Origin of the sequence: Crocosphaera chwakensis CCY0110 (assembly GCF_000169335.1) — a bacterium.
In the GTDB taxonomy this organism is placed as follows: domain Bacteria; phylum Cyanobacteriota; class Cyanobacteriia; order Cyanobacteriales; family Microcystaceae; genus Crocosphaera; species Crocosphaera chwakensis.
This window is the reverse complement of record NZ_AAXW01000022.1, coordinates 40,848-59,186: the sequence shown is the minus strand read 5'-3', so window position 1 is coordinate 59,186 and position 18,339 is coordinate 40,848. Positions and strand designations below refer to the sequence as shown.

Below are 18,339 nucleotides of genomic sequence, written 5' to 3'. Positions count from 1 at the left end.
TTATTTTCTCGGAGATTATGGTAATGACCAATCAAACCCTTCAATTTTTGACCAATACTGTTGCGTTGAAAGTATCAGCAGGCATACTCCCCATTCTGACTTGGAGTGGTTTAATGATATCTCCTCCGTCCGCTCAAGCTGCTATCCTTAATCCTGGTTTTGAAAATGGTTTAGGGAATTGGACAGCCACTGGAGATGTTAGCCTAGATACTGGAATCCTTGGTAGTGGGCCTTTATTTGGTAATTCTCAGGCCTTGCTAACAACAGCTTCCTTAGAACAAGATGATTTTCCCTCTCCTTCTGGAACATTCAATTTTTCAGGAAATCCTGCTGTTTCAACAGGTTCTCCTTCAACCCTAGAAACGGCACTAGGATTATCAGCAGGTGCATTAGATATGTCTCCGTTTTTACAAAGCTTTGAAGGATCTGCTATTGTTCAAAGCTTTACCGTCGAAGAAGGAGAGACGATTAGTTTTAGTTGGAATTTTTTGACCAATGATTCTGATTCTGATTCTCCGTTTACCCCTGGAAGTCCCAGAGATTATGCTTTTATTGTGCTAGATGGCACGATCATTACTCCCCTTGCTGATACCAGTTCACCTTTGCTATCTTCTTCAAGTACCATTTTCAGCCGAGAAACAGGATTCCAAACCTTTACGTCAACTCCTTTAAGTGCTGGCGTTCACACTTTGGGTATTGGCATTGTGGACATCCAAGATACGGCTTCAACCTCTGCCCTATTAATTGATGCACCGCAAGAAACACCTGTCAGTACACCTGAGCCAACTTCTAAGTTAGGTTTATTCTTATTAGCCACTCTTGGGGTAAGTTCTTTCGTTAAGAGACGCGGTTAAGTCATATCCCAAGTTGTTTTAATAAAGTTGAGCCAAGAATTTGTTTTAATAAATATCTTGGCTCAACGCTTATCTGACGGTTCCGTTGCAAAAACTTTCAAGGGATACAATTATCCTATTTTTTTCTAACTTTTAAGCAGCAATTTCATTGATAACCGAGAAGGTGAGCATTGCCCACCCTATATATTACAGGATATCTCGCTTTAAATAAGGTTGCAAAACATCGGGAATTTTTACCGTTCCATCTCCTTGTTGATAGTTCTCTAAAATAGCAGCCATTGTTCTACCAATTGCTAAGCCGGAACCGTTCAAAGTATGGACATATTGAGTGCCTTTTTGTCCCTTTTCTTTAAAGCGAATATTAGCCCGTCTTGCTTGGAAATCCCAACAATTAGAACAACTAGAAATTTCTCGATAACTATTAGAAGAAGGCAACCAAACTTCTAAATCGTAACATTTTGTTGCCCCAAATCCTAAATCCCCTGTACACAATTCTAAGACTCGATAAGGCAATTTTAACGCTTGTAAAATAGCTTCTGCATCGTTAACTAATTGTTGATGTGCTACTTCTGACGTTTCAGGATGAACTAATTTAACTAATTCTACTTTATTGAATTGATGCAGTCGAATTAGTCCTCTTGTATCCTTACCATAACTACCAGCTTCTCGTCGAAAACATGGAGTAAATGCACAGTGCTTAATAGGTAAGGTTTCTGCTTCTAAAATTTCACCACTGTACAGATTAGTAACAGGAACTTCAGCAGTCGGTGCTAACCATAAATCATCATCAGGAACTTTAAAACTTTCTTCTGCAAATTTCGGTAATTGTCCCGTTCCTTGTAAAGCTGAACTATTAATTAATACGGGTGGCATCACTTCTAAATATCCCGCAGCAATCTGTTGATCTAACATGAAATTAATCAAGGCTCTTTCTAAAGCTGCACCAGCACCGATTAAAGCAATAAAACGACTTTGAGCAATTTTTACTGCTCTTTCAACTTCAAGAATACCTAATCTTTCTGCAATTTCCCAATGAGGTAATACTTCTATTTTGGGTAAAAATTCATCTCCCCATTTCCGAATTTCTACGTTTTCTGTTTCATCTTTTCCTATAGGTGTAGACTCACTAGGAAGATTAGGTAATTGCAATAATAAGGCTTCAATTTCTGCTTTTAATTGTTTTTCTTGGGGTTCGAGTTCATTGAGTTTTGTTTTAACGGTATTTCCTTCTTCTTTTAAAGCTTGAATTTCTTCTCCTTTGGGATCAACTCCCCCTTTAATTTTCTGTCCAATTAACTTACCAATTTCATTACTCCGCGCCTGTAATTCAGTACGAACCGATTCTAATTCCCTAGTGGTGCGATCGCGGTCTAAAATAGGAGTAAGATCATATTCAGAAGAAGCACTACGACGGTTGAGTAATGCTTGTATGGTGTCTGGCGTTTCTCGTATCTGTTTAAGGTCTAACACGGACAATATCACCCTGTTCTATACATTCCCTTTGTTAGAATAGCTGATTATGTCTGCATTAATCTAGAAGTTTTCGGCTAACTTCTTATTTTATCCTATTTAAACTAGAATAAATTTTACTTATATTTACAAAAAATAATATTGGATTATCCTTCAACTAATCTACAGTGAAAAATTTAGTGAAACCCTTATGAATTAATCCCTGTTTAAGTTTTTTATCCCCTGTCCATAATAATCCATTTAATTCTAAAGTTAAAGCAACATGAGGTGTATCATTTTCATCAACATCTTTACAAAGGCAATATGCAGTTTGCCGATTTTCAGACGAAATAAGTTCTTCTTTATATAAGTTAATTCTCTTGATTAATATTTCATAAGCTTTTATTAAATCATGTTCTGATAGCTTACTACGGTTCAAGATTTTTTCTTTATATTTGAAAATTTCCACTAACAGTTGTTCATTAGCAAAAAAATTATAATCTCGAAAGACAATGATTCGTGAAAATTTATTATTTTTGCTGAGAAGAGCAGAAAAAAATATATTACTGTCAATAATAATGGATTGATACTTAGACACAGTTTATTCCTTAATATATTTAGATTTTAAGGTTTCCCAAACTGCTGAGTCAATTTCATCAGCAAGTTCATTAATTGTTGCTTCGGTTATTTCACTTTTATTTTGAATTGTTTCTAATGTCAGGTAATCATTAAGATCATTTATATTTTCTTCGTTAAGGCGTATTTCAAGAGAGTCATCAAATGTAACTTTGATATCTTTATCTTTTCCTAAAATCCAAAAAATGATAAATGTCGTCCGAAATACTAATAGGAAAAATCTAACTGTATTGAAAATATTTAATGTACGATTCATAGAAAATCCTCCTTATCTTGCGACAATAATCATGATAAATTTTGTATTACTAATCAAACTCAACTGGCTATAATTCTGATACCAATAATGTCCAACCTGGCAATAATTGAGGAAGGGTTAAACTATCACCATCTTGTAGAATTTGTACAGGATAATTATTGCGATAAACTTCAACAATGCGTTCATCAGGATTAACTAAAATACCAACTTGAGTTCCTACCTTTAAAAAGTTTTGAATCTTCTTTCTGGTTTTGATTAAACTATCAGTAGGAGACTTAACTTCTACCATTAAATCAGGAGCTAAATCAGCAAATGATCGTGGACTTTGTTTCAATCTTTCTGCTTTGACAAAAGAAACATCGGGCGATCGTGTATTAGAATCAGGTGAGTTAAATTCGGCACTTGAAGCAGTAACACGGCCTAATTTTTTCGGTTTAACCCAGTTAGCTAATTGTCTAGCAAACTCAGTTGCTACCTCATCAGACGCATATCCAGAAGGACTCATAACAATAATTTCCCCATCCTCTAATTCTAGACGATAATCAGGATAGGCTGACTGTATTTCTTGTAAATCTTGTGTTGTTAGAAGCATAATAATAACCAGTAAGCTCCCGTTATTATCTCAATTGTAACCCCATGAGTTTAACCATTCCCAATGAATTCTTAAAAAACGCTAACATTTCCGAAGGAGAATTAAGACTCGAAATTGCGATTATTCTCTTTCAACAAGAAAAAATAACATTAGGAGCAGCTAGTCAATTTGCCGAAATGAATCAACTGGAATTTCAACGCATCTTAGGCGATCGTAAAATTCCCATTCACTACGGAATAGAAGATTTACAAACCTTACAAAGTTCTGATTAGTGCTAAGATTTTAAGTATTGCTCAAGTGCTTCTTGAATTAACTTATCAAGAGCAATGCCTCGCTGTTGTGCAACAATAGCAGCACGTTTATGTAATTCTGAACCCGGTTTTATTGTTAAGTTTCCAGCAAAGGATTGTTCCGGTTCTATCCCTTTATTTTCACAGATTTCAAGATAATCATCCACTGCTTCAATAAAACTTGTTCTGAGAGACTTTACATCATACCCTTCATAACTAATGAGACTACGAATATACTCTACTTTGCCATAAAAAATTTGTTCTTGATCATCATAATTAACTGACCCGAAATATCCTTGATATTCCATCATGTTTTTCATAACAGTCCCTCCTGATTTAAAATATTAATTAACTGCTCAATTTGATACATCTTTAAAATATTCTGAGGATGAGGTTTATGAAGGCTAATAATGACCCCTGATGAATTAACAAAACGCCGTCTTGAGCCACTTGTTTTCCCAGTTTTGACTTCTTCAAAACCTAATGCAGCTAATAACTTCCTCATCTCTTCCCAAGTAAAATCTTTTGGCCGAGTCCAAAGGCGTTTGATAAGTTTTTCTTTTCGAGTCATTATTAATTAATATTTTAATCATCCCACAAGTAAATTTTAACCCCAAACCATGACTAATCTTGCTGAGTATAAAAACATTTTGACTGATTTAATCGCAAAAAACCGTGATCGCGTGGACTATTTAGCCATTCGTCTCGAAACCTCCCAAGGAACCAGTATCATGCTACGAGGAGATAAAGTGGACACCCTCAGCGAAGGTATATCAACTGGTGGACAAGTGAGAGCGTGTTACAAAGGAGGATGGGGGTTTGCCACATTTAACCAGTTATCCACCTTACCTCAACGCATTGAAGAGGCGATCGCCTCAGCTAAACTGGTGGGGGATGATGAAACTATATTAGCCGACATTGCACCTATCCAAACCAGTTGTCATTTACCCTTAACCAGTCGTGATCCCAGACAAGTCCCTCTTGCGGAAAAAAAGGGCTTGTGTGACCACTATAACGACATTCTACGGGATTTAAACAAGCAAATTACCACCACCGTAGTCCGCTACGGAGACAGCAATCAAAGTATCATTTTAGCCACCTCAGAAGGCACATTAATCGAACAATCTTGGGCAGATATTGAAATGCGTTTTTCCGCTACTGCCAGAAATGGAGACATGGTACAAACGGGACGAGAAACCACTGGATCACGGCGCGGTTATGATGATTTGTTGGGATTGGAGGAACAGGTAGAAGGGGCAGCCAAACGTGCCGTCAATGCCCTGATTTTGCCTCCTGTAAAGGGCGATCGCTATACCGTAGTGATCGACCCCATATTAACGGGTTTGTTTGTTCATGAGGCGTTTGGCCACCTTTCAGAAGCCGATATGTTATATGAAAATCCTGATCTGTTGGAGGTAATGAGTTTCGGGCGAAAATTTGGCCCAGACACCCTACAAATTTTTGACGGGGCAGCCCCAGAAGGTCATCGAGGCAGTTATTATTATGATGATGAAGGTGTACCAGCAACTACCACCCAATTAATCAAAGATGGTGTCATGGTGGGGCGTTTGCATTCCCGTGAAACGGCTGGAAAATTAGAGGAAAAACCCACAGGAAATGCCCGTTGTTTAAATTACCATTTTCCTCCTTTGGTTCGCATGACAAATACTTGGATTGAACGGGGAAATACAGCAGTCAAAGAGTTATTTTCAGGGATAAAAGAAGGGGTTTATGCTAAGAATTGGTTAGGGGGAATGACCAATGGAGAGATGTTTACCTTTAGTGCCGGCGAAGCATGGATGATAAGAAATGGTGAGATTTGCGAACCGGTTCGAGATGTTACTTTGTCGGGGAATGTGTTTAAAACTTTAGCAAATATTGAAGGAATAGGAGATGATTTTTATTGGGATGAATCTGGGGGTTGTGGTAAAGGTGGGCAAAGTGGTTTAGCAGTAGGTTGTGGGGGACCGAGTTTAAGAATTAAAGATGTCGTTATTGGGGGAGAAGCTTGAATGAAGTCAGACGTCAGAAGTTTAATTAATGTGTTAAATTCTCGAATAGTTTTGGGCATATTATTAATATATTCTATATTGGTTTTCTGCTCATGCTCATTTACTTTATTCATGGGGTAGCTACAAAAGACGCGGATTATGCTAAAAACTTAATTAAACTTATCAACGAAAAATGTAAATATCAAACTCAGGAACCCCCTCATTGTTATGCAGGTTTTTGGGGTAATGTTCTCAAAGGAACTGATAAATTATGGCGAGATATCGATCAAGAATTAGACAATCAAAAACAGCAAGATAGTCAGTTTAATCCTGAACAAGCTTTTCGTTATCAGAATTTTAGAAAAGAATATTTTTCCTATTTTATTGGAGATACTTTTAGTTATTTGAGTTTTGATACGGGAATAAAAATTCGTAAAATTATTGCTAATCAATTAAGAGATTTTGTTAACCATCATCCCGAAGAAAAAGAATTACATATTGTTGCTCATTCATTGGGATCAGTAATTCTTTGGGATATTTTATTTTGTGATCGCTTTCCTCCCTCTGATCCTGTACATACAATTCGTTCTTTAATTGGGAAAAAATATGGGAAAATCTCTCTTTCTGGAGTAACGACAATGGGATCTCCTATTCCATTTCTTAATTTGACTTTGGATGTAGACGAAAAACAAATACAAGACTTTTTAGAAGAGTATCAAGATAGAGCTTTTACTTGGAATAACATTATTAATTCTTACGACATTATTGCCTATCCTATTGGTTCCTTGTTTAAAAAATTAGGTAATTCTTCAAAAATTACTGTTAACGATCATTATATTAAAATGAATAATGATATTTTAGCTTCGGTAGAATTAGCATCTGTTGTCCTCAATTCAGTTAAGGCTCATAGTTATTATCTTGAATCTAATGAAGTTGCTAAAATCATTGTTGATAGTGTCACTAAAAATAAACCGAAAACTTTAACTCAAGAAGCTATCAATCGGTTACAAGATATTCCAGGAATGACAGATGATAATAATTTGGATAAACCAATGGGATGCAAAATTTCATTATCAGCAGAATTTAAAGACTTCAGTGGAAAAATATCTCTTGTTTCCGATTTATTTGGAGTTGATCATATTTATATATTTAATAATAATCATCAGACGATATATTCTGGATATGTAGGATGGATTCACGGTGAGAACTTTAAAAAAGAAGTGAAAATAATAGCCGATGAATTATGTAGAAGTTTATCTCAAGAAGATTGTTTTCAACAATCTGTTAAAGTAACTACTTAACAGAATAAATATAGTTTGTAAGATCGGTAAATTAGTAAAATAAATCAATTAAAAGGATTATGATATATTATTTTCTACAGTACAAAAATAATCAGCTTCTGCGATAATTGCTGATGCTAAATGTAAAGCATCCATCGGTTTAATTCCGTTTTTCACGAATTCCCTTGATTTGTTTTCAATAATAGAAGCTTGATTTAAAACCTCAAATACATAATTTTTTCGTTTAGTAAATTGAATATAGAAAGTATTATTAACTAGGTTAACTTCTTAATAGGAATACACATGGGTTTTTGAGTAACTGGATCGGGTAAAATATGACTTTCTAAGTTAAAGACAGCTTTGATTACTTCTTCACTCATTACTATTTCTGGGGTTCCTTGTGCATAAATTTTGCCTTGTTTTACGGCTACTAAATAATCGGCATAACGACTCGCTAAATTAAGATCGTGTAAAACAATAACTAAGGTTTTATGACGAGTTTTATTGAGTTGGCGAAGCAAATCTAAAATTTCGATTTGATGGGCTAAATCTAAAAAAGTTGTCGGTTCATCTAATAGTAAAATATCTGTATTTTGAGCTAAACTCATGGCAATCCAAGCTCGTTGCCTTTGTCCCCCTGATAAGGTATCTAAAGGACGATCAGCGAATGAAATTAAATCGGTACTCATTAATGCTTGGTTAACTAAGATTTCATCTTCTTTTGACCATTGTTGCCACCAGTTTTGATAAGGATAGCGTCCTTGGGCGACTAATTCTTTAACAGTTAAGCCTTCAGGAGAGGTAGGATTTTGGGGCAATATTCCTAATGTTTGCGCTATTTTTTTACTAGATAGTTTAGAGATAGCTTTACCGTCTAAGTAAACAGTGCCATGTTCGGGTTTAAGTATTCTGGATAAGCCTTTCAATAGAGTGGATTTTCCACAACCATTGGCTCCAATTAAAATAGTTATTTTTTCTGAAGGAATAGCTAAACTAAGATCAGTGATGATTTTTTTATTATCATAAGCTAACGTTATTTTATGAGCTTCTAATCGGGTATTATTTAAGTTCGGGTAATCCATAATTTAATGATTTTAAAATATAGTTCTATCGCTGACTAATGAGTAAAAAAATAAAGTAAGGTGCGCCGATAATAGCGGTAATAACACCACATGGAATTTCAATGGGTGCAAATAATAATCGACCTAATAAATCTGCTAACATTACCATTAATCCTCCCATTAATGCTGCGGTTGGTAATAACCCTTGATGAGACACTCCTACTAAACGACGAGATAGATGGGGTGTCATAAAACCTACGAAACCAACTGCTCCGGCAGTTGCCACAGAAGCACCAGCTAAAGCAACACAAATCAATAATAATGTGCCTCGCTGCCATTCTATGGTGCTTCCTAATCCTTTAGCGACATCATCTCCTAACTGTAAAGTATTTAAGTCAGAAGCCATTAAAAAAGCTAATACACTACTAAAAATAATCCAAGGAAATAGGATCATAAAATGTTCCCAAGTCCGCCCATAAACACTACCTATTAACCATAATAAGGCTTGAGAAACACTATTGATTTCTCCAAAGGTAATCATCAGATTAATCAAAGCAGTAATAATTAAATTGAAGCTAATTCCTACTAAAATTAATCTCACAGGAGAACTACCATTTTGCCAAGCAACAAAATAGATGAGAACGGAAACAATTAATCCCCCCAAAAAAGCAGCAATGGGTAATATTTCCATAGCAAAAGAAGGGACAAAAATTAATAATGTTACTGCAGCAAAAACCGCTCCTGCATTAACTCCTATAATACTAGGAGCAGCTAAAGGATTACGAGTAATTCCTTGGGTAATTGTTCCTGCGATCGCTAAACCTACTCCTACCAACCAAGCAACTAATATTCTTGGTAATCGCAATGTTTTAATTATAAAAGTATCTTCTACATTATTATTTTTAATTCCTAAAATAATTTTGCTAACTTCTATGGGATGGATGAACGTTTCACCTTGAGAGAGACTAATAATAATTACAAATAAGGTAATAATTAATAAACTACCCAAAACAATAGGAACTCGTTTATCTAAACGAAATGATAAAGGTATTTTTGAAGAACGAAAGGTTAACCAAGTGTTCATTTTTTGATTAAACTGATTTGACTTTTTTACGAATTAAATAAATTAAAAAGGGACTACCGATCAAAGGCATAATTAAACCAACAGGAATTTCTTGAGGTTGTAAAATAAGACGAGCAATTGTATCAGTAATTAACAATAAAATAGCTCCTAAAATAGCACTATAAGGCAGTATCCAACGGTAATCAATTCCCACCAAAAAACGGACAATATGAGGAATAATTAAACCAATAAATCCAATGGGACCAGCAAGGGCGACACTTCCCCCTGCTAATAAGATAATACTGATAGCAGCCATCACTTTTATCCAAGCTGTTTCTTGACCTAACCCTAAAGCCATATCGTCCCCGAAACTGAGGATAGTAATATGTTTTCCTAAAGCAAAAGCCAGTAATAATCCTATTAGCAAATAAGGAAAAATTTGTGACAATAATTCTATATTTTTCCCTCCTACAGAACCAGCTAACCAAAAACGAATTTCACTTAAAGCACTTTGATTAATAATTAAAATTCCACTGGTTAAAGAACCCATAAAAGCGGTTAAAGCAGCCCCTGCTAAAGTTAAATTTAAGGGAGTAATACCTCCTTTTCCTAATGCAGCAATGCCATAAACAATTGTCGCAGTTATTCCTGCACCTAAAAAAGCAAAAATAGCATAGACATTTAACGAATTATTACCGATTATTGATGTGGCTAAAACCACCAAAAAAGAAGCCCCTGCATTAATCCCTAAAATACTAGGAGACGCTAACGGATTTTGAGTGATTCCCTGCATTAATGTTCCCGAAATTGCTAAAGCAGCCCCAACTGATAATGCAACAAGCGATCGCGGAATTCTTACGGTTCTAATAATTAAATGTTCCGTTGAACCATTAAAAGAAAAAACTGCTTGATAAATTTGAGGCAAAGAAATATCAGCTACTCCCAAGGCAATATTAATAAAAAAACATATTATTAATAACCCCAGAGCTATCATTAAACCTGGGAATAAAAATGAAGGTGATCGCTGTAAGGTTTTCATGATTAAATAACCTCAAAAAATAATTTATTTCATTTGTCCATTTTCCCAATTTCCTTCCACTTGTGTACCATCAGAGAAGATATAAACCCCTGATCCATGTTGTTCACCATTTTTAAATTGACCTTTATATTTATCGCCATCGGCATAGTCACACATTCCTTGCCCATTTAATTCACCTGCTTGAAATTCTCCTTCACAGCGATCGCCATTAGTAAAGGAATAAACGCCTTCGCCGTTAAACTTTCCTTGTTTAAACTCCCCTTTATAAGTATTGCCATTGGCAAAAGAATAAGTTCCTTGACCATCAAATTGACCGTCTTGTAATTGACCTTCATAAGTATTACCATTAGCAAACGTATAAGTTCCTTCTCCTTCAGGTTTCCCCTGAACAAATTCACCTTTATAAACATTACCATTGTCATAAGTTCTTACCCCTTGACCATGAAATTGACCATTCTGAAATTCCCCTTCATAGTTACCGCTATCAGCAAAAATATATTTACCTTCTCCGTGAGGTTGAGCTTCTTTTAATTGTCCTTCATAACGGTTCCCATTTTCATATTCACAGGTTCCTTGACCATTAATAGTTCCGTTACTAACTTCTCCAGAACATTCGTTACCATTAGCAAAAACAAAAGTTCCTTCTCCACTGGGATTCCCATCAACAAATTCTCCTTCATATTGTCCACCATCACTAATAATATAAACCCCTTGACCATTGGGTTTTCCTTGCTCAAATTCTCCTTCGTATTTATCCCCATTTGCAAAAATTCTTACCCCTTCTCCGCTAATATTGCCGTCTTTAAATTCTCCTTCATAACTTCCCCCATCAGCAAAAGTATATTTTCCTTGACCGTCTTTTTTGCCATCGGTAAAATTGCCTTCATACTTATCTCCGTTGGCATAATCACAAACCACTTCACCATTCAGTTTTCCGTCCGTCATGGTGCCTTCGCACTTCCCTCCATCGGGTAAAGTTATCATTGCAGCTTGAGCCATTAATGAAGGATTAATATAACCTGTTATTTCAAAAATAGCAGCCATTAAAACAGCGAAAGTAACTTGTTTAAATGTAATTTTATTCATGATGAAAGCTCCGAATTAATGTTTTTAGAGAGAATAGGAAACAGGAAAACAATAGCTATTCTGATGACGGGAGAGGTTCTAAGGGAGGTAAAGAAGGTTCGGGTGCAACTTCTTGTGCTTCTTGTTGTTGAGCCTCCATTTCAGCTTGACGCTTAGCCTCTTCTGCTTCCCGTTGCCGTTGAGCCTCCATTTCAGCTTGACGCTTGGCTTCTTCTTCTTCCCGTTGCCGTTGAGCCTCCATTTCAGCTTGACGCTTGGCTTCTTCTTCTTCCCGTTGCCGTTGAGCTTCCATTTCAGCTTGACGCTCTCTTTCGGCTCGCTGACGCTCGATTTCTTCTTGTCTGCGTCTTGCTTCTTCCTCAAAGCTACTGCCTTCTTGAGCAAAAGTAATGGCTAACTGTAACCGTCGTCTATTACCAGACGGACAACGAATATTCCTGGCGGTATCAATGGCGATTTTGTCCAAAGCCGGATAACCACTAGATGACTTGATATTGGCACTTGTCACACTGCCATTACTGTTGGTAACAACTTCTACCACTGGTCTTGCTTCAATGCCTTGGTTGGCTAAAGATGAGGGAAAATCAGGCTCTCCAGGGGGGGTACAACCGGCTCCGGAGGTACTCTCACCAGGGAGACTTTGTGCCGGTTTCGAGGGAACTCCTCGATTAGCGGCCACCGCGCCACTGCCAGGGTTGCCAGGGTTATTGCCTGTACTACTTCCTTGACCAGGTGTATTACCACTGCCACCTTGTAACCCTTCTCTGAGTTGTCCTACGCCTCTGGATGCAGATGAGTTGAGAGCTTGGGTAGAACTCCCCCCACCAGAGGGTTTAGAACGATTGGGAGAAACACCGCCAGGGTTGCCAGGATTGCCTTGTGGGTTGCTACTTTCGGGCGACGAATTAGTAGAGGATGGGTTTCCCCTCATGCGGTTTCCCAAGTCGCTGGTGGTTTCACTGGTTAAGGGGTTAGAGGTAGCTGTAGGACGCTCAGGGACAGAACGGCTGATGTTGGGTTCTGTCACTGTTTCTGTGGGTGAGGGAGTTTCTTGTTCGGGCTGTGTTTCTTCTTGCAGAGGTTCAGGGACAGGGGTTGGAGGTAGATTAGCAATGGGTTCCGAAACCGTAGGTTCTGGTTGGGGTTTCGGTTCTGGTTCCGATACCGGCTCAGGAGGGATGACACTCGGTGAAGGCGGTGGTGGGGTCATCTGAGCCACTTCTGGCTGTATGGGTGCAGGAGGTTGAGGTTGGCTTGAGGCACTAGAGGAAGCTTGAGAACTTGGGGCAGATTGTTGCGTTTCTTGAGCTTGTTCGAGTTCTGGTAAGGAGTCAGGGGTTAATTTTGTTTCTATTTCTGGTTCGGGTTCGGGTTCAATTTTTTCGGGTTCTGGTTCTTCAACAAAAATCAATTCAATGGGTTCTGCTGTCACTGTCTCCGGTTTTGGCAGTAAGCTTAGACTGACAATGATACCGACGTGTAAAATAACAGAGCCTCCAAGTCCATAGAGAATCAGCTTTCTGAGAGTTTGTTTTTCTTGATGACGTTGTTCGTTACAAAGGTTAGTCAGAGTCATGGCCGCAAAATATGCTTACTTATACATCTCTTATCCCAATGGCATCGCAGAACCCACGCAATAAGCAGGAGATAAGCTTTACCGATTAATGATAACTATATGCAGTAAAATTTAGTTTAATGTAATATAAATATATGCTTTTTGCAAGAGTTATTAAGAATATTTCTTAATTAACTACAAGCTAATGCTAGTCAGTAAAAAGCGATCGCTCCTTAAAACTAAGTATAGGATAGCAATAGGGGTTTGTCCTCATACTCATTTACCGATCATGACTCACCAAACCGATAAAAATCTAATTAGAAAGATAATCAATAAAAATATTTTTATTGATAAGACTTATCCAAAAGGGGTTCTTTAAGAATAAATAGTATATTAATAGTATTTCTCAATTTGCGTTTTCGTGCCATTTGTGTGTCTGTATTTTAGGTAAATATTACTATGAATGTTAAAGATTTAGTGGATTGTCAATTGTGTTCTGTTGTTTCTAAAAGTAATGGAGAAGACCCCATCGGAACAGCAAAATATTGTCACAGATGGTTAATAATTGAATGGCCACAACCTTGGATTATAGAAGATTTAATGAGTAATCCATTGATAGAAAAAATTTTTCCTTTAATTCAACAATGTAAACAAGAACAAAGAATTAATATACAATCTCTATTAATTGCTCCTGATACCCACTACTCTGTTAATAATAAGACTCGTGTCTTATATTATCAAATTCCTCGTAATACAATCCATCATAAAATATCATTTTCTGCTTACGAAAAACAGGAGTTTTTATTACCTCAACAACAGATTGTTTCTTTAATAACAGCCTTATTAATAGACTCAAATAACTTAACTCAATTTGATGCTTATAAACAGTCAACTAATCATATTCGAGATATATTAGTTTGTACTCACGGAAACGTTGATTTAGCTTGTTCTCGTTTTGGTTTTCCTATTTACGATCGCATCAAAAAACAATATACAATAAACAATGATAACCTGCGTGTCTGGCGTTGTTCTCATTTTGGAGGTCATCGATTTGCCCCTACTTTAATTGACTTTCCTATTGGTCAAGTCTGGGGACATTTAGAAGCAGAGATTCTAGATAATTTGATTTATAGAAGAGGAAATATAGAAGAACTTCGTCCTTTTTATCGAGGGTGGACAGGATTAAGTCAATATGGTCAAATAGTTGAACGAGAACTATGGATGAAATGGAGTTGGCCGTGGCTAGATTACAAAAAATCTGAACAAATTTTAAAACAATATCCTCAAGATAACTTAGACGATATTGAATGGATTGAACTTTCTTTAGAAGCGATTCGACCAGACAATAAAGTTAAATATATTTATCATGCAAAGGTAGAGGTTTCTGGAGAAGTAGAAACGGTTACAAGTTCAGGTAAAGAACCTATTTTAACTAAACAGTATCACGTCTCTAAATGGGACGAGATTGTTGAAACAGTAGGATAATTTTTTATCGATGACGGATTCCTAATAGTAATATAAAACTAGCTGAGATCGCTAACAAACTTCCTAATAAAAAAGGAGTTTGAGAATTAGCCGTTTGCCACAAAAATCCTGCCAATAAATTGCTAGGCAACAAGACGATACCGATAACTAAATTAATAACACCAAATCCTGTCCCCCGTAACCCTGGAGGAGTAATATCTGCCACCAAAGCCAACAAAATTCCTTGACTCATGCCTAAATAAACGCCATATAAAGCGAACAGTAACCAGATTTGTTGAGGTTGTTCCACCCAAGCAAAACCCAAAGAAACGAAAGAAAATAACCAAAATGCTACGACTAGAAGTTGCTTGCGACCTATACGATCTGATAATAAGCCCAAAGGATAGGCACTTAACATATAAGAGAAATTCATTACAATCATTGATAAAGGAATCCAAGTATCAGCAATGCCTATTGCTTGCGCTTTCAACAATAAAAAGGCATCGCTAAAATTACCTACATTAAATAATGTAGCCGCCAAAACTAAGACCCAATAATTGCGCCCTAATTGTCGAAAAGTGTTCCATTGTATCAGCTTGCTTTGCGTTTTCTCAGAGGAAGGGGTTTCTTGAATCCCTTTAACCAGTAAACACACAGATATAATTCCTGACACAAGAGCAACCCAAAACACCAGACGAAAATTTTGCCCAGAGATTAAGAGGATGAGAGTGACTGCCAACGGACCAGAAAATGCACCAATGGTATCGAGGGTTTGGCGTAACCCGTAAGCTGTCCCCCGTTGCTCTGTTGGGGTCACATCTGCAACTAAAGCGTTACGGGGAGCTACCCGAATCCCTTTCCCCAGGCGATCGCCAAATCGCGCCACTAATACCCAAAATGGACTATTAGCTAGGGCAAATAAAGGAATAATGGCTGCTGAGAGTCCGTATCCAAAGATTGCTAGTTCTTTGCGTCGTCCCCAATAATCACTTAATGCTCCTGAAAACAGTTTAAAAATCGAGGCAGTGGACTCAGCGATTCCTTCAATCAGTCCAATTACACTTAAATTAGCCCCTAAAACAGACACTAAAAACAAAGGTAAAACCGATTGAATGGCTTTGGTTCCAAAATCTGTAAATAGACTAACTAAGCCCAAAATCCAGACATTTCTATGAATATTTTTGAGTCGCTTCTTTGATTCAATTGAAGGTTTATGAGAAGACATAACAAAAATTTAGGATATTTTTAGAAATTCTTAATGATGTAGGGGCTTAAGAATATTAAGCTTCTACGGTCGTTTTTTCAAGGAATTATAATCACAATCAGGCAAATTTTCCTCTAAGTTTTGTAGAAGAGGAAGACGATAACCGAGTAAACAAAGTAACACTCCAATCGCTGATAATAAAGCGCATTGTAAAGCCATCCCTGCACCATTTCCCGTACCAAAAAGACCCCCTAGTAGGTTAGCAAAAACCGTTCCTTTTTCCATAGCAGGTTCAAAAATATAATCCGCCATTGGCCCACCGATTATTAAAGCCAACGTTAACACAATTTGACTAATTAAAGAGCGAGTTGCAAACACTTTTCCTTGCACAGAAGCTTCTACTTTAGATAACCAAATGCTTTGATAAAAACTACCTGGAAAAAGAGCAAAAAATCCACCACTAAAAGCAAAAATTATCCAAACAATGGGATAAAGAAATAATCCTAACATCATTAAACTACCTAATTGTAACCCTCGACCTAATAATAGGTTATTAACACGGTTTTTTGTGCTTCCCCAAATGGTCATAAAAACAGCACTCAACATATTACCAATACCAAAAGTCATCATAACCGTTCCTAAGATTTCTTCTTGTGTTCCACTCCTTGCTAAAACCATCGGAGCTAAGATAGATGTATTGGTGTTTAAAATAAAAATATGAATCAAAAAAATACAAAGTAAAGCAACTAAACTAGGTCGTTGACTTAAATAATTAAAACCAAACATTAGCTCTTTAGAAAAAGCTTCCCAGCTAGGAATTTTTTGAGTTTTATTTTCAGAAGTATAACTTTGAGGAATCGTAACGTAAATAATTGTTCCAATGGCAATAATAAACGTAATTAAATCAGCAGTAAGAACCCCTGAAAATCCAATATAAGCATAGAGAAATCCGGCTGATATGGGAGCAACTGTATAGGCAATTCCTTGCTGTACCCCATTCATAACACTCGCCCTTGTATAGTGTTTTTTAGGAACCATTAAAGAGATTAATGGGAGAAAAGCTAGGGTTTGAATTTGGCTAAATAATCCATTAATTGCGCCAGTTAAGTAAAGATGCCAAATTTGTAAATTATTAGTCAGAAAAAGTAATAAAATAATGATAGTAGATAGTCCTGCTACGCCATCACCAATGATTAATAATTGTTTGCGATTAAAGCGATCAACAATGACACCAGCAAATAAAGCAGCCACAATTTTAGGGGTTTGAGAGAAGAAAAGAAGTAAGGATAAAGGGGTTGCTTGTTCTGTGGTTTCCCAAGCCCAAATGGTAACAGCAAAATTGGTCATTTCTGAGCCAATTAAAGAAGCTAGTTGACCCAACCAAATAATAAAAAAAGTGACCATAATTAGAGTAAAAAGTCTCGCAGTTGTTCTAGAATTAATTGAGTCCCATTCGGGCCATTTAGCCCATTCCAAAGATAATAGGTTGTAAAATAAACTCTGTCATTTTGACTGGCTTTAAGAGAGTTAGCAATTTTGTTACTTTGCCAAGCTTGTTGAGCGGGTTTTGATTGACTGATTTGAACAAAAGAATTAAGCGACTTTTCTGATGAAGTTTCGAGGGTTTCTTCTATGTCTGCACTGTAACCCAAAACGATAATAATATCCGCTTCATTTAATTGGGGTAATGCCTCAATAGAAATAGGAACACTCGGTCCTTTACCCTCGACAGAGGGTAAAGAAACCATCTCAAAACCAACCCCTTGTATCACTTCTCCTAGATAAGTATTCGGTTGAATAACAGCCACTTGGTTTTGTAAATTACTCATGCCCAAAAGTAATAAGTTAGGGTGTTTTTCTACTACTGAAGCTAAATCTTTTCGGGCGTTATCAATGGCTTTTTGATGAGTAGCGATCGCCTGTTCGGCCTTTTCTTCTTCTCCTAAAATTTTGGCCATATCTTTAATGGTTTCTTGCCATTGTCCCCCCATAGTACGAACATCCCAAATAAAAGTAGGGGCGATTTGTTTGAGGAGATCGTAACTGCCTTTATTTCTAATTTCTCCAAAAATTACATCGGGTTTCAAGGCGGCCAATTTTTCTAAAGAGGGTTCACTTCCTAACCCTAAGTTAATCGGTTGTGTGGTCACTTGTTCCCCTAAATAGGGAATTTGTTGAGACGGGTTATCAAATTTATTTTCTGGTTGAGGAGTCCCCGGCATGGCGTAGGAAAAACCATAAGCAGTCGGTTGATAACCCAAGGATAAAAGTAAGTCAAGATGATGGGGACTTAGAACAACTATTTTCTCTGGTTGGCCACAAATTTTTGTGGTATCTAAAGCGTGTTCAATGGTTCGACAATCGTTATTTGATTGATTGGTATTAGGGGTTTGTTGAACCGTTGTATCCGAGGAACTACAAGCAATAATTACTAAGGAGGTAATAAGATTCAAAAAGATTAATTTGATGATTCTAGAAATGGTTAACATAAGCTATTTAAGTAAAATAAGAAAACAAGT

Annotated in this window: 19 protein-coding genes; 5 read left to right on the top strand and 14 right to left on the bottom strand. The window is 36.8% G+C overall.

All coding sequences use genetic code 11. The features are described 5' to 3' along the window. Positions 1-23 precede the first annotated feature (23 nt). A complete protein-coding gene (locus CY0110_RS14885; protein WP_008276295.1) occupies positions 24-854 on the top strand; it encodes a hypothetical protein in 831 nt (276 codons plus the stop codon). A gap of 186 nt (positions 855-1,040) precedes the next feature. Here the strand turns inward: CY0110_RS14885 and serS are convergent, their stop codons facing one another. The 4 genes from serS to CY0110_RS14865 all read right to left on the bottom strand — a co-directional run bounded on the left by serS (position 1,041) and on the right by CY0110_RS14865 (position 3,787). Beyond that, positions 1,041-2,324, bottom strand: a complete 1,284-nt coding sequence (gene serS, locus CY0110_RS14880; RefSeq protein WP_008276294.1) for a serine--tRNA ligase — start codon at positions 2,322-2,324, stop codon at positions 1,041-1,043. A gap of 157 nt (positions 2,325-2,481) precedes the next feature. Continuing rightward, positions 2,482-2,901 (bottom strand): PIN domain-containing protein, encoded by a 420-nt coding sequence (locus CY0110_RS14875; RefSeq protein WP_008276293.1) that lies wholly within the window; start codon positions 2,899-2,901, stop codon positions 2,482-2,484. A gap of 3 nt (positions 2,902-2,904) precedes the next feature. Then, a complete protein-coding gene (locus CY0110_RS14870; RefSeq protein WP_008276292.1) occupies positions 2,905-3,195 on the bottom strand; it encodes a hypothetical protein in 291 nt (96 codons plus the stop codon). Between the two features lie 67 nt (positions 3,196-3,262). Further along, complete coding sequence (locus CY0110_RS14865; RefSeq protein WP_008276291.1) at positions 3,263-3,787, bottom strand: Uma2 family endonuclease; 525 nt, start codon at positions 3,785-3,787, stop codon at positions 3,263-3,265. 44 nt (positions 3,788-3,831) lie between these two features. Here CY0110_RS14865 and CY0110_RS14860 point away from each other — a divergent pair, with 44 nt between their 5' ends. Then, entirely contained in the window at positions 3,832-4,059 is a 228-nt protein-coding gene (locus tag CY0110_RS14860; protein ID WP_008276290.1) for a UPF0175 family protein, read from the top strand. Positions 4,060-4,061: 2 nt separating this feature from the next. Here CY0110_RS14860 and CY0110_RS14855 read toward each other — a convergent pair whose 3' ends face one another. Together CY0110_RS14855 and CY0110_RS14850 are read right to left on the bottom strand one after the other, a co-directional pair. After that, positions 4,062-4,397 (bottom strand): type II toxin-antitoxin system HicB family antitoxin, encoded by a 336-nt coding sequence (locus tag CY0110_RS14855; protein WP_008276289.1) that lies wholly within the window; start codon positions 4,395-4,397, stop codon positions 4,062-4,064. Then, on the bottom strand, positions 4,394-4,648 hold the full coding sequence (locus CY0110_RS14850) for a type II toxin-antitoxin system HicA family toxin (protein WP_008276288.1): 255 nt from the start codon (positions 4,646-4,648) through the stop codon (positions 4,394-4,396). The genes CY0110_RS14855 and CY0110_RS14850 overlap by 4 nt, the downstream gene beginning before the upstream one ends. Positions 4,649-4,697: 49 nt before the next feature. On the opposite strand from CY0110_RS14850, the gene CY0110_RS14845 reads away from it, so the two are divergent. Continuing rightward, positions 4,698-6,089, top strand: a complete 1,392-nt coding sequence (locus CY0110_RS14845; protein WP_008276287.1) for a TldD/PmbA family protein — start codon at positions 4,698-4,700, stop codon at positions 6,087-6,089. Between the two features lie 92 nt (positions 6,090-6,181). Next, positions 6,182-7,369, top strand: coding sequence for a lipase family protein (locus CY0110_RS14840; protein ID WP_008276286.1), 1,188 nt, complete (start codon positions 6,182-6,184; stop codon positions 7,367-7,369). A gap of 254 nt (positions 7,370-7,623) precedes the next feature. On the opposite strand, the gene CY0110_RS14835 is transcribed toward CY0110_RS14840, so the two are convergent. The 5 genes from CY0110_RS14835 to CY0110_RS14815 are packed head-to-tail and all read right to left on the bottom strand — an operon-like array spanning position 7,624 to position 13,173. Then, positions 7,624-8,430: an ABC transporter ATP-binding protein gene (locus tag CY0110_RS14835; RefSeq protein WP_008276284.1), complete on the bottom strand. Its 807-nt coding sequence runs from the start codon at positions 8,428-8,430 to the stop codon at positions 7,624-7,626. A 25-nt stretch (positions 8,431-8,455) separates the two neighbouring features. Then, a complete protein-coding gene (locus CY0110_RS14830; RefSeq protein ID WP_008276283.1) occupies positions 8,456-9,493 on the bottom strand; it encodes a FecCD family ABC transporter permease in 1,038 nt (345 codons plus the stop codon). 7 nt (positions 9,494-9,500) lie between these two features. Beyond that, a complete protein-coding gene (locus tag CY0110_RS14825; RefSeq protein WP_008276282.1) occupies positions 9,501-10,511 on the bottom strand; it encodes a FecCD family ABC transporter permease in 1,011 nt (336 codons plus the stop codon). A 24-nt stretch (positions 10,512-10,535) separates the two neighbouring features. Further along, positions 10,536-11,597, bottom strand: coding sequence for an MORN repeat-containing protein (locus CY0110_RS14820; protein ID WP_008276281.1), 1,062 nt, complete (start codon positions 11,595-11,597; stop codon positions 10,536-10,538). A 55-nt stretch (positions 11,598-11,652) separates the two neighbouring features. Then, positions 11,653-13,173: an energy transducer TonB gene (locus CY0110_RS14815; RefSeq protein ID WP_008276280.1), complete on the bottom strand. Its 1,521-nt coding sequence runs from the start codon at positions 13,171-13,173 to the stop codon at positions 11,653-11,655. A gap of 438 nt (positions 13,174-13,611) precedes the next feature. Here CY0110_RS14815 and CY0110_RS14810 point away from each other — a divergent pair, with 438 nt between their 5' ends. Continuing rightward, positions 13,612-14,637, top strand: a complete 1,026-nt coding sequence (locus CY0110_RS14810; RefSeq protein ID WP_008276279.1) for a sucrase ferredoxin — start codon at positions 13,612-13,614, stop codon at positions 14,635-14,637. Between the two features lie 4 nt (positions 14,638-14,641). On the opposite strand, the gene CY0110_RS14805 is transcribed toward CY0110_RS14810, so the two are convergent. The 3 genes from CY0110_RS14805 to CY0110_RS14795 all read right to left on the bottom strand — a co-directional run bounded on the left by CY0110_RS14805 (position 14,642) and on the right by CY0110_RS14795 (position 18,309). Then, entirely contained in the window at positions 14,642-15,841 is a 1,200-nt protein-coding gene (locus CY0110_RS14805; RefSeq protein WP_008276278.1) for an MFS transporter, read from the bottom strand. A gap of 63 nt (positions 15,842-15,904) precedes the next feature. Further along, a complete protein-coding gene (locus CY0110_RS14800; RefSeq protein ID WP_008276277.1) occupies positions 15,905-17,224 on the bottom strand; it encodes an MFS transporter in 1,320 nt (439 codons plus the stop codon). Between the two features lie 2 nt (positions 17,225-17,226). After that, the gene (locus CY0110_RS14795) at positions 17,227-18,309 is read right to left on the bottom strand and encodes an ABC transporter substrate-binding protein (RefSeq protein WP_008276276.1); all 1,083 of its coding nucleotides are present in this window, start codon (positions 18,307-18,309) and stop codon (positions 17,227-17,229) included. Positions 18,310-18,339: the final 30 nt, after the last annotated feature.